Origin of the sequence: Anabaena sp. WA102 (assembly GCF_001277295.1) — a bacterium.
Lineage (GTDB): Bacteria > Cyanobacteriota > Cyanobacteriia > Cyanobacteriales > Nostocaceae > Dolichospermum > Dolichospermum heterosporum.
Genome location: NZ_CP011456.1, coordinates 4527854 through 4540562 on the forward strand (window position 1 = coordinate 4527854; position 12709 = coordinate 4540562).

The following is a 12709-nucleotide window of genomic DNA, read 5'->3' on the forward strand; positions in this document are numbered from 1 at the left end:
TCTATAACAACATCAATTCAAAAAATTTGTTGTTATTCCCAATTCTTCTAATTTCTTTTCTTTGGGAGTCAGCACAATCTTACTATCAAAATAACTAGGAGAAAGTTCATCATCTGGTTTAATCAAGGAACTATATAAAGCACCTTTTTCAAAATCAAGTGTTGACTCAGAAATGGGTTTAAAATTAAAGATTTGATTGGCAATTTTCAAAGGCTCAGTTCTACGGAATAATTTTCCATTCTGTTCCTGCAACAAAATAATATTATGACTGTCAATAAGGCGAGGTAATTCCCATTGTAGAAAATAATCAAATGCTTTGCTATTAGGGTTAAAATCAAATTTACCTTGATTTACTATTGTGTCCTGCCAGTTAACACTCAACCTATATACTTTAGGATAAAGTGTGTACTGCTGCCAAAAATACCATCTAGGTTTATCTTCACTTTGAGGTAATTCATCCAGACGTTCCCATGTTTTTGGAAATTGATAAATTTGTCTCAATGTCATAGGTACACCCCACTCAATAAAAGAGTGTAGATGTTTCCCAGTGTTTAAATGAGGGCTATCAACTAAAATTATTGTGTCTGGTTCAATATCTGGAGCAAGATGTACAATATCAGTCCAAAAAGCTCGTTGGTATTCCCAGGTTTTCTGATTTTCTTGCTGTACGATTAAGCCAAATCCTAATATTAAGGAGAACAATACAGCTAAACTTGTATTAGCGAGATTTTTTGCCAAATTATTATTATGGCAGAGATTAATAATTAGATAACAGAACAAACCAATGAGGATTGAAGCTCCTAATGCTGCTGTCATATGAACCCGCGAATTACGGCCATTAATTTCAGTGGCTGCAACGGTAAAAAATAAAGGATAAGATAAAATTAATAACGCTAACCCCAAAAATGCTAACTTTTTAATCGGTGATAAAATAGGCAAATCATCTTCAGTTTTATTGTCTTCTGCTTCAATTTTTAGATTAGACAAAAGTAATGTAAAACCTAAAATACATAGAGGTATAAAAACTAATAATTCTCCTTTCAAATTTAGCAGAGTTTGAGCAGGACGATAGAAAAACATACTTAAACTCACAAAGGGTCCGATTAGCATTTGGCGGATGGGAATCAGCATAAGTTTGATAATATCTAAACCATCAACTCTAGCTTCACCTGTTATCTTGCGTATAATTGCAATCGTCCCTAACATAGCTGCTAAAATTAGAGTATGTCTGAGCATTTCCTTAACTAAGTTTTTGTTCCACTGATTTTTAAATAATGGAGCGGTAATAAATAGAGGTAACATTGTTTCGTAACATAAAAGAGATGCGAAAATCAGTAAGTATGATAATAATTGTCTACCAGATAAATAGGAGAGAAAAGCTAACAATAGAAATGTAAAAGATGAATATAGAAATATATGAGTTAAATAGGCATGATTAGTGTCTGCTGGAAATAGAGTAAAAGCTAGAGTTCCCGTGATGATAAAAATGGGTTGTCTCCAAAGAGAACTGAGAAATAAATATACTAGAATATTGTTGATTAAAAGAACTAAATAATTGATTAAATAAAGAGATTGGAAATTTCCAATTAATTTACCTAAAAAACCCACTGAAAACTCAATAATGTAGAGTAAGGGACGACCTTCTGTAGCATCATAATGAAGAATATGCCATTTAAAGAAATCACCAAAATCATGAAAGTTCATGGACATTGGTTGAGCGATTAAAAAATAATCATCTTCATATAATCCTAAGTTTTGATAATGCCAAAAATGAGCGATAAAAGTAATAATGGCTAAAATTACAATATTTCTAACTAACTGATTTGGTAATACCATAAATAAATAATTCCCTGATTGATTTTGAGTAAATTTGATTAATGGTGCGTGACATTTAATTAACGCACCCTACAGATACTATTTCATTTTTTCGCGCTAAGAGTAAGATTGATACACCAAAGGGGATAGATAAACGTCCTATCAAATAACGCTCAATTCCAAACAGGAAGGTTAAGATTTGATTAATTAACTTCGGTGGTATATTTTGTTCATTACCTCCTTTATTAAATAGTTTTTGTAATAGGAGAGCAACTGCAATTACAGGAAATAATACAGAATTAAAATAACTGGCGAAATTTATATTATAGTCAGCACTACCAACAATTTGCCGCAAGTTATTGAGTAAATATCTCCGTTGATGATGAAGAAGCTCATCATGTTTAGACCAAAGCCAAGGATAAGCAGGAACAGTAATTAACAACCATCCAGACGGCTTCAGTTTTGCAGACAAAGCTTGCAAAGATGCAGTATCTTCTTCCAGATGTTCCAAGACATCTAATAATACTATGAGGTCGAACTTTTGTTCAGGAAATGGAATATTATTTGGTAAAAAACCGGGCTGAATTTCTCCTATTTTCAGGTCATTAGCAAAATTTTGTGCTGTTTCATCTAACTCCATACCATAGACTTTTCCATGATGACTAAGCATAGCTAAGTTACCTCCAGTTCCACAACCCGCTTCAAATATTTCTGCATTTGCGGGTAAATTCAACTTTTTAATAACTTGCTCAATGATTGATCGTCGGGCCACAAACCACCAATGTTTGTCTTCGACTTCCATCATTTCCTGATACATTTGAGATTCCATTGCTATTGATACCTCATTGAGATTAACGATTTGATGATTTTGATATCAGTTCATTAAGATGCTTAATTCTCTGTTTGGTCTAAAGATGCGTCTAATTCTGGAAGAGCAGATAAATCAAGTTCTGTTTGTTGATCATTGTCACTTTTAAAGACAAAGCGATCGCTCATAATATAATTGATAGTCGCACCGAATAAACCTCCAACCAGTGTATTGATTTTATGATCAATACTCAAATAGTCTAACACGGGAAATAGAAAAAAAATTCGCGCAACTACTGCACTTCCTGCCGCTAAATGAAACAGGGGAAGTTGCTTAAATAAAACTTCTTTAATCTTCCACTCCCCCTCTGTCCATATCCAAATACGATAAATGAAAAAACTCAATAACACAGAGAGTTCAATTGATATAGCATTGGCTATATTGTGTAGTACAGGAGTATCCCATCCCCACCAGTCAATCAGCAAAAAAATTAAAAATAAGTTAAAGCAGGTTGTGATACCTCCACCGATCAGAAATTTAAAAATTTTCTCTAAAAATATGTTTCCTTCCATTGATTCCTCAACAATTCGTAATTGGGTAATCAGCATCCATAAGCATACCACTTTTCAGGTGAAAACTAAAATAAAGGTGATAACAGCTTCCAGAACAATACTTGTCGGTTAAGCGCAACCAATTTCCTAAAGCTTTTGTGAAACCTGAATTTGATTCACAATTTCTGAAAGCGGCCAGTATCCCCAAGATTCTGTAATCTTCTGATTTTCAACCTTGAATATTTCCAACGCTTCAAATTTTATCTTTGCTCCACTGGAAGGTATACCAAGAAATTCGCCCAGGTGCGTAGCTGTAAAGCAACCTCGAAACACCACTTTGTCATTTTCTTCAATTAGATCATCAATAATTACTTTAATATCTGGAAAGCTTTTATGAGTCAGCTTCAAAATCTCAATCGCATCCTCTACGCTTCGCACTTGAGGTAGCCCATGATCTATATAATTTGGAACAATATACTTGTATGCAGCTTCGTAATCTTGAGTGTTATAGATTTCAAAAAAGCGTTTCACAACTTCTTTATTAGTCAGATTATTCATAAAACTCTGTTTTAAGATTAACAGGAAAATCTTACATGAATAGTGCTACATTGTCAACTTTTTTGATTGCATTCCAGATCCAGGGGATTATGGGAAAAACCGTGATATTCTTGCACCAAATATAGTGGACGTTGCTTGGCTTCTTCATAAACTCGTCCTAAATATTCTCCAATTATCCCTAATCCTATCAACTGTATGCCACCGAGAAAGAGGACAACGACCATTAAGGAATTATAGCCTGGTACTGTAATTCCTTTAATCATGGTTAAAATAATCAAAAAGGCGGCATACAAGAATGCCAAAAATGAGAGAACGAACCCCAAATAAGTCCAAATTTTTAGGGGAATAAGGCTAAAAGAGGTAATTCCATCAAGGGCAAAATTCCAAAGTTTCCAATAATTCCACTTGCTCTCTCCTTGATAACGGGGTTGGCGATCATAGAGGATTGAATATTGTTTGAAACCCACCCAAGCAAATAAACCTTTCATGAAACGAGTTCGTTCAGGAATTTTTTTGAGTGCTTCTACAACTCGTCGATCTAATAATCTAAAATCACCCACATTTGCAGGAATATCCACAGGACTTACCTTGGCTATAGTCCAATAAAATCCTTTAGCTGTTAAGCGTTTGACCCAACTATCATCTAACCGTAAACGACGTTGAGCATAAACTACATCATAACCCTCGCGCCACTTATCAATCAGTTGCTCAATTAGTTCTGGAGGGTCTTGAAGATCCGCATCTATTGGAATAACGGCTTTTCCCTGTGAGTGATTAATTCCTGCTGTTAACGCAATTTCCTTGCCAAAATTACGGGAGAAACTCACTATTTTAATAGCTGGATTTTGATAGTGGTGATTGATCAAAGACTTGACAGTATTGTCCCTACTGCCATCATCTATACAAATAATCTCATAAGTAATGTTTAGCTTATTCAAAACTGAAGAAAGACGCTCAAATAAGTGATCAATATTAGGCTCTTCATTGTGAAGAGGTACTACTATAGACAACTCTACACAATCTAAATTTGATTCCATTGGAGGTCTAAACTGATCACAGGCTTGATCGGGTGATATGGTTATGTTATCTCCTATTAATTGCTCATCAATAGTTAGCACCATTTTGTGTGTCCCTGGAGGAATATTAGCGGGAACTGAAATTTTTACTTTATGGTCTGTTGTTACAGTGGCAGTGGCTTCAATTGTTATCATTGTAATTATTAAAAAAGGCGTAATATTTGCTAGATTTTTTAAAAAAAATATTTAACCAAATATTCTAGTCCTATCCTAGAAGCATAGGCGATAGCTTTTTTTGTATTTTCCCCAGGTAACAATCCTTCGTTTAGTAACTTCTCAGCATCAGACTTATTGTTTAAACGTACAAGCCGCGAGTGTTCACTCAATCTTTGCGATTCAAAATGGTCTTCGTCAAGAGAGGTTTGAACTATAAAAACTAAGTCGTTTTCACTTGTAAAAGGATTTCCAGCAATCCCAACAAATTGAGTATTAGAATTATTCAGTTCCATACAAATACCGACTTCTTCGGCTAACTCTTGTTGAGCATCAGTATAAAAGTTAATATTTGCAGGAATTTCATTAAATGTCGCCAGACCAGCTACAAAATTGAGTAATCCAGGACAATCAACATTGGAAGATCGTTCTCCAATGTAAATACCACCTTGTCTAGAGATAGGAATTACAGTAACACCCATTGTTCTAGAAAAATATACAAAGGGATCTTTATATTTTTCCAACCCTTTGATCATCAATTCTAATGACTCAATTTTAGTTCTTTCTATGTCTTGACGATATCTAGGATAAGTTGTCGGTCCAACTTCTAAATATAAAACTTCATTTTTGCAAAACCAATTTCCCCTTACACCTGCTCCAGACCATCTAGCTTTTCTATCATCATATTTACTTTGTGTGCCGTCAGAAATTTCTCCTGATATAATTTGCGGTCGAATAATGTTATCTATGTACTCATGAAATTTGGTATTCACAGGCTCTCCGGTAATATTTTGAGCAGCCTGTCCGGGAATAGTCCGAATTTCTGTGATGCCTGCAACTTCCTGGTGTTGAAGCAATGTTATATAATCTTTTCCTGTGGCCAAAGCTTCAGCTAAAACTTCACTATCTGGCAAAGTTACCAGATTGGTAACAAGTTTTTCTAGGCATTGAGTAAATTCAAAATTGCTCATTACCCTAAATAAAACTCACGGATTTTCTCAATAACATAAGCTTGATCTTCTGGCTTTAATCCATAAGCTGATGGTAATGAAATTCCTTGTTCATAAGCCTTCTCACTGATAGGATATTCAAGATTGGGGTCAACTAAATCTTTGTAGCAAGGCTGCATATGAAGAGGACAGAAAAAGCGCCTTGTTTGAATATCGTTACTCAACAAGAAGGTTTCTAATTCGGCTCGATTTTGGGCATAATATGAAGTAAACCAATATACAGGTTCACAGCGTTCATCTATTGGTAGTATTTGTAGTTGAGAGATATCTCCTAATCCTTGATTGTAAATGTCACAGATTTCCTGCTTGCGGCGAATAATTTCTGGCAGTTTCTTGAGTTGTGCCACACCAATTGCTGATTGTAGTTCGGTAATAGAAAAGTTAAAACCTATATGTTCGTGTACAAATGTGCCTCTGCGATCGCGTCCGTGATTTTTTAACCGCCGACAAGCTTGGGCAATGGTGTCGCTTTGAGTGAGTATTATTCCTCCCTCACCACAAGTAATGGTTTTATTACCATAAAATGAAATAGCACTTACGTCACTTTGTAATCCTACGTGTTCTCCCTTGAATTTAACGCCAATTCCTTGAGCAGCGTCTTCAATTATTTTCAGATTATACTCAAGAGCAAATTCTTTTACTGCAACCATGTCAGCACTTTGCCCGTATAAATGGACTGGCATTATTGCCTTAGTGCGCTCTGTCACTAATGCTGCTGCTGCCTCAACATCAATACAAAGCGTGTCTTTTTTGACTTCACAAAAAACAGGTTTAGCTCCAGCCATAATTACAGCATTGGATGAAGCGACAAATGTAAGATTTGGGACAATTACTTCATCACCATAACCAATATCTAATGCTTTTAATCCACAGTACAAAGCTGTAGTTCCATTGGAAGTAGCAATACTATGTTTAGATTGCGTTAATTGTTGTATTCCTGCTTCAAATTCAGCAGTGATTTTACTTTCCGTGAGATATGTCGAGTCAATTACGCGCTTAACTTCATCGAACTCTTTTTCATCAATCCAAGGTTCAATTTGAGAAATCATAGTTAGCTAGAGAATGGTGTAAGATTGGTGAATAAATAAATGTGCAGTAGACTAACTTATCACACTATAAAATCAATTGCAAGCAAGAAAATTGAATGAATACAAAAATTTTTTCCCAATACGACTTTCTATATCGCTTTTTGAAGATGGCTGCTCTCAATGTAGCGTCAAACATTATGATACCTTTAGCGGGTATAATGAGCGCAGCTTTCCTGGGACACCTTTCAAACATTAGTTATTTAGCAGGGGTGTCATTAGGCGGTCTTGTGTTTGATTTTCTCTACCACAGTTGTTTCTTTATCAAGTCAGGAACAACTGCGATTACATCTCAAGCCGTCGGACGAGATGACCGAGAAGCAATACTTCTAACCGGACTACAAAATACTTTAATAGCTTTGGCATTGGGTCTGCTGATGCTACTGTTGCAATACCCTCTGGGGAAGCTAGGCTTTATGTTGTTGAACGCCACTCCAGATGTGGAACTTGCTGGCATTGCTTATTTTAATAGCCGGATTTGGGGAGCGCCTGCGGCTTTAGTCAACTTAGTCTTAATTGGATGGTTTCTTGGACGAGAACAAAATCGCAACGTTTTGTTACTCACTATTGTTGGAAATGGTTCTAATGTTGCCCTGAATTACCTTTTCATTATCCTTTGGGATTGGGCAAGCATGGGGGCAGGAATATCGCAAGCTATGAGCCAGTACATAACCTTATTTGTAGGGTTTGTGATGATTAGCCGTGAAGTTACCTTAAAAGAAGTAGGTGCTTTAACAGGAAAACTCCTAAATTTGTCTGGCTTCCAAACTTCTTTCGTTCTGAATCGCAATCTGTCTGTTAGGTTTATAGTTATCGTCTCTATTTTTGTCCTCTTCAATGCTTTTAGTGCAACACTGGGGACTGATGTTCTGGCTGAAAATATTTTACTTCTGCAAATAGTAGGATTAAGTATGTATATGTGCGATGGAGTGGAATATGCTACTGCAACTTTCACAGGTAACTTTAAAGGTCAAGGAGTAACACATAAATTTGTACCACTTTTGCAAGTTGGATTAGTAACTAACCTAGTAATTAGTTTAGTAATTGGGCTGGCTGCTGTCTTTTTTCCTGATCCTATATTTCATATATTCACCAACCATTCTGAATTGATAGAAGCAATTAAAATTTATATCCCTTGGTTAGTTCTTGTGATCCTAGGCGCGGGAGTTACCTATATTCTAGATGGATATCTTGCTGGCTTGGGTGAAGGATCTGCTATCCGCAATACGTACTTGATTAGTGGCTCACTAGGACTGATTTCTCTATCTTTATCAACATTTTATTTTCATAGTAATCATTTCTTATGGTTAGCTTTATTTATGTTTATGTTATCTTGCGCTTTTACTTTGGGAATACAGATATATATGACTTTGCCATCAAAAGAGCAAAATGAGGCTGTTGCCAACTCATTACCTAATTAATTTCTCTGGAAATGAAACTGACCAAATAATAAGTAATTCGTAATTAAGAAATCAAATACAAAATCAAAATGAAATACAGACAATTGGGTAACAGCGAACTGCACGTTTCCGAAATCAGTCTCGGTTCCTGGGGTATTTATGAAGGTGTAGAACAGCAAAATGTAGAGGCTTCCATTCACAAAGCATTTGACGTTGGTATTAACTTGATTGACACTTCTAATTCTTACGCTGCCGGTGGCGCTGAGTCATTTTTGGGAGAAGTATTACAAGGAATTGAGCGATCTTCTTATATCTTAGCGACAAAAGTATTTTTTCCCATGTCACCTACTGATCAAGGACTTTCAGCAGTCCAGATCAAAAAACAAATTGATGCTTCCTTAAAGCGATTGTGTACCGATTATATTGACCTGTATCAATGCCATCGCTACGATCCGAATACACCTTTGGAGGAAACAATGATGGCACTCACTGAGGTAGTGCATCAGGGAAAAGCTCGTTACATCGGCTTTAGCGAGTGGAGTCCAGAGCAAATTCAAGCAGCATTCAATCTGGCTGATGTTGAACACTTTGTTTCCAGTCAGCCCCAGTATTCTATGCTTTGGCGCGAACCGGAAGCGGAAGTCTTTCCATTGTGTGCAACTAATGGTGTTGGTCAGATTGTTTGGTCGCCGTTAGCTCAAGGTATACTCACAGGTAAATACCAGCCGGGACAAGCTCCTCCTCAAGATTCTCGCGCTGCAAACGAAAAAATGAATTTGTTTTTGCTGGAGAATTTGTTTAGCGATCGCATTCTCACAGCAGTACAGAAACTGAAACCCATTGCCCAAGACTTAAATTTGAGTATGGCACAGTTAGCTCTGGCTTGGGTACTACACTCTGAATACGTATCTTCAGCAATTATCGGCGCTAGTCGTCCAGAACAAATTGTTGATAATGCTGCTGCATCAGGAGTGCAACTAAATGCCGATGTATTGGCAGCAATTGACCAAGAACTGGCATCTGTGTGTCTTTAGACCGGGGATTGTCAAAACTCCTGATTTATTTCTCCCGGTTCGCTCATTTTTTTTGGAGTTCGAGAAATTGCCAAAAAAATAGAAAATCTAGGTTTCGTAATGGTTTTAGCGATTTCCCGAAATTTAGCTTGAACTACCCTCGGTGCTAAAAACTCTATTTTTATGCGAACTGCTTGCAGCAGCGCTTCGCTATCGCCTACGTCATAGTACATTTGAATTACAGGCTAAAACCCCTATTAAATCGTTCAGGTTTTTTCTAACTCAATTTAAAATAGGCGAACCGGGAGTTATTTGATGCGGTGCAGTTGGGAAAGAAAATACTGAGTTGACAATGTAGGTTGATCTGATTCGATAAGCGATCGCACTACAGCTACCCGTTGCGCTCCTGCATTCATCACATCATTCAAATTACTCATATCTATTCCCCCAATCGCAAACCAGGGAATTTGACAATTTTGGGATACATATTTCACATACTCTAAACCTGCTGCGGCTTTACCCGCTTTCGTCGGTGTTTCATACACAGGTCCCACACCAATATAATCCGCACCTTCGGCAATTGCCCCTTGCATTTCTTGAGGATTTGTGGTAGAGCGTCCGATAATACGCTGAGTTCCTAGTAATTGACGCGCTATAGCAATGGGCATATCCTGTTGTCCCAAATGGACACCATCAGCGTCCACAGCCAAAGCCAAATCCACCCGATCATTAATAATGAATAAAGCACCGTAATGGTGACATAATTCCCGCAGTCTTGTCGCCCGTTCTAGGCGGACTAAATCATCAGCAGTCTTTTCCCGATACTGTAACAGAGTTAAACCACCTTGAAGAGCCGCTTCGGCAATGGCGAATAAGTTATCTGTGGGAGATGTTACTAGATATAAATGCGATCGCCATAATAACTGATGACGCTGATAACCCATCAAATTACTTTCTAGGGTATAAACCTGATAACGCATTTGTTTACAAGCTATCCCCATATTTCCATGATAAAGTTTGCCATATTCTTCTAATACACGCAATGCTTCTTGCACACGGCAAAAATTAGCCTGTAATAGCGATGTAATATCAGCCCTTTGTTCCTCTTGGGGGTGACTTAAATCCGTTCCTGTATCACCCGGTGTATCGCGGGCTGCGCGGATTTCTGCCGTATGCCAAGCACCCAACTCTTGGCGCAAGTGTTTACATATACCTGAAAACTGGGCATTATTTAAACCAAACCGACACCACTCTTCAATAATTCGCAAACCCTCACGAGCGCGATCCAAATTAGCATCTAAAATGCGATAAACAGTTTGTTGTGTGTGACTATGGGCTGAAACCATTACAAAACCTCATTTTTAATGTTTTTATAGTAATAGCCAGCTTGATTCATATTTTAATATTTTGATTATTAAATATTTGCTAACTAATCGCGGTCAATTTGTCAAGATACAAGTAACATCATAGACATACTACTATATAAATAGTATAAAAATTGATTGTATAGCAGTTGCCAGATAGCTGTTGATATCCAGTCTCAGATCCAAATAGACTTTCAGTGTTGTTACTATAAGTTTCAGAGGAGTTTTAGAAACAATGATAATCCCCCAAAAATCTGTGAACACCCTGCATAACTCCCTGAGTTGCTCAATTCTGAGTTTAACAGTTGGTTTAGGAGTGACGAGTACAATACTCTTGATGACAAGTGTAAGTAGTGTATTTGCTCAAGTTCCGACGGTCGGCGAACAAATACTTCAAGGTGAAAAAACAATTTCTCAGATTAACCAGTCATTTGTCAACCCCAGTACAGGAAATGACAAAACAGGTAATGGTAGTATCAGCGCACCTTGGCGGACAATTAGCCAAGCCTTGGAAGCATCACCATCCAATAGTGTAATTATCCTCTCTTCTGGTACATATAGCGCCCAAAGTGGAGAAGTATTTCCTTTAATTTTGAAACCAGGTATAGCCATTCAGGGCAATATTAACAATAAAGGCCAAACTGTGACAATTACTGGTGGTGGCGAATTTCTCAGTCGCAAGTTTGGTGGTCAAAATGTGACTATTGTTGGTGCTAACCAAGCTAGTTTGAGTGGTGTTACCGTTACTAATACCAATCCTCGTGGTTATGGACTATGGATTGAATCCAGTAACATTGTAGTTCGGGAAAGTACCTTTACTAATAATACCCAAGACGGAATTGCGATCGCTGGTGATGGCACACCCAGTATTAGTAAAAATGTTTTTGTTCGCAATGGTGCTAATGGCATAACTATTTCTGGGAATGCTCGCCCCGAAATCAGGGAAAATATCTTTCAAGAAACTGGTTTTGGGATTAATATTGCCCAAAATGCGTCTCCGGTGGTGGTAGCTAACCAAATTCAGAATAACAGATCAGGGATTATTATCCAAGCCAATGCTACACCGATGTTAAGGAATAATTTTATTCAAAATAACAGAGAAGATGGTCTAGTTGTAATTGCCCAAGCTAAACCAGATTTAGGTAGTAGTTATGACCCAGGCAAGAATATCTTTCGCAATAATGGTCGTCTTGACATCAATGCCAAAGCTGCTAAATTGGTAATTTCTGCGGCTGGAAATAATTTGGTTAGCGATCGCATCAGCGGTAATGTGGATTTGAAAGGTACAACCGCATCTACAGACAGAATTTCTGGTACTAATCCTTCACTAACACCAAGTTCAGTCCGCAAACCTATCACTTTTACTCCCTCTCAAAGAACGGTAACACCCTTAAAAGTTCAACCTGTTGCCAATCCCAATCAATTACCATCATTACCCAATAATTTAGCGGATTCCCCTCGGTTTAATTATACCCAACTTGATTCGGGCGCTATTGAATTTGTCGCCCCTCAAGCAGCTATTGTATCAAACCCCGAAATGTCTACGGCTACTGGTCAAAATGTCAGTTACCGGGTGTTAGTGATGGTTGCCAATAAGCAGCAAGAGAATTTAGTCGTTTCTCTAGTTAATGATGCTTTTCCCAAGGTTTGGCAAGGTCGTAGGGTGATGCAGGTGGGAATTTTCAATAGTCAAGAAAGTGCCGCTAAAGCAGTAAACCTCTTTAATAGCAAAGGGTTAAAATCAGTGGTTGAGACTGTGAAGTAATTAGTCATTGGTCATTGGTCATTGGTCATTGGTCATTAGTAACAACTGACAACTGACAACTGACAACTGACAACTGACAACTGACAACTGACAACGAACAACTGACAACTG

At 37.4% G+C, this 12709-nt stretch carries 12 protein-coding genes; 3 read left to right on the forward strand and 9 right to left on the reverse strand.

Going from position 1 to position 12709, the window contains the following annotated elements; translation table 11 throughout:
* Positions 1 to 12: 12 nt before the first annotated feature.
* The 7 genes from AA650_RS19950 to AA650_RS19980 all read right to left on the reverse strand — a co-directional run bounded on the left by AA650_RS19950 (position 13) and on the right by AA650_RS19980 (position 7020).
* Positions 13 to 1836 (reverse strand): hypothetical protein, encoded by a 1824-nt coding sequence (locus AA650_RS19950; protein ID WP_053540369.1) that lies wholly within the window; start codon positions 1834 to 1836, stop codon positions 13 to 15.
* Between the two features lie 55 nt (positions 1837 to 1891).
* Entirely contained in the window at positions 1892 to 2644 is a 753-nt protein-coding gene (locus tag AA650_RS19955; RefSeq protein WP_053540370.1) for a class I SAM-dependent methyltransferase, read from the reverse strand.
* Positions 2645 to 2706: 62 nt separating this feature from the next.
* Entirely contained in the window at positions 2707 to 3231 is a 525-nt protein-coding gene (locus AA650_RS19960; protein ID WP_053540371.1) for a GtrA family protein, read from the reverse strand.
* Between the two features lie 90 nt (positions 3232 to 3321).
* The gene (locus AA650_RS19965; RefSeq protein WP_053540372.1) at positions 3322 to 3732 is read right to left on the reverse strand and encodes an ester cyclase; all 411 of its coding nucleotides are present in this window, start codon (positions 3730 to 3732) and stop codon (positions 3322 to 3324) included.
* A gap of 53 nt (positions 3733 to 3785) precedes the next feature.
* The gene (locus AA650_RS19970) at positions 3786 to 4943 is read right to left on the reverse strand and encodes a glycosyltransferase family 2 protein (RefSeq protein ID WP_269465207.1); all 1158 of its coding nucleotides are present in this window, start codon (positions 4941 to 4943) and stop codon (positions 3786 to 3788) included.
* 38 nt (positions 4944 to 4981) lie between these two features.
* Positions 4982 to 5932 carry a hypothetical protein gene (locus AA650_RS19975; RefSeq protein ID WP_053540373.1) on the reverse strand — a complete coding sequence of 317 codons (951 nt, stop codon included), beginning with the start codon at positions 5930 to 5932 and terminating at the stop codon, positions 4982 to 4984.
* The gene (locus AA650_RS19980) at positions 5932 to 7020 is read right to left on the reverse strand and encodes a DegT/DnrJ/EryC1/StrS family aminotransferase (protein ID WP_053540374.1); all 1089 of its coding nucleotides are present in this window, start codon (positions 7018 to 7020) and stop codon (positions 5932 to 5934) included. The genes AA650_RS19975 and AA650_RS19980 overlap by 1 nt, the downstream gene beginning before the upstream one ends.
* Before the next feature lie 95 nt (positions 7021 to 7115).
* Between AA650_RS19980 and gntT the strand changes: the two genes are divergently transcribed.
* Both gntT and AA650_RS19990 read left to right on the forward strand, forming a co-directional pair.
* Positions 7116 to 8477, forward strand: a complete 1362-nt coding sequence (gene gntT / locus AA650_RS19985; RefSeq protein ID WP_053540375.1) for a guanitoxin biosynthesis MATE family efflux transporter GntT — start codon at positions 7116 to 7118, stop codon at positions 8475 to 8477.
* Between the two features lie 68 nt (positions 8478 to 8545).
* Complete coding sequence (locus tag AA650_RS19990; RefSeq protein ID WP_053540376.1) at positions 8546 to 9490, forward strand: aldo/keto reductase family protein; 945 nt, start codon at positions 8546 to 8548, stop codon at positions 9488 to 9490.
* Between the two features lie 11 nt (positions 9491 to 9501).
* Here the strand turns inward: AA650_RS19990 and AA650_RS19995 are convergent, their stop codons facing one another.
* On the reverse strand, positions 9502 to 9702 hold the full coding sequence (locus AA650_RS19995; RefSeq protein ID WP_053540377.1) for a hypothetical protein: 201 nt from the start codon (positions 9700 to 9702) through the stop codon (positions 9502 to 9504).
* Between the two features lie 75 nt (positions 9703 to 9777).
* Positions 9778 to 10815: a thiamine phosphate synthase gene (locus AA650_RS20000; RefSeq protein ID WP_053540378.1), complete on the reverse strand. Its 1038-nt coding sequence runs from the start codon at positions 10813 to 10815 to the stop codon at positions 9778 to 9780.
* Positions 10816 to 11170: 355 nt separating this feature from the next.
* Here AA650_RS20000 and AA650_RS20005 point away from each other — a divergent pair, with 355 nt between their 5' ends.
* Entirely contained in the window at positions 11171 to 12598 is a 1428-nt protein-coding gene (locus AA650_RS20005; protein ID WP_234413425.1) for a DUF1565 domain-containing protein, read from the forward strand.
* The last annotated feature ends 111 nt before the right edge of the window (positions 12599 to 12709 follow it).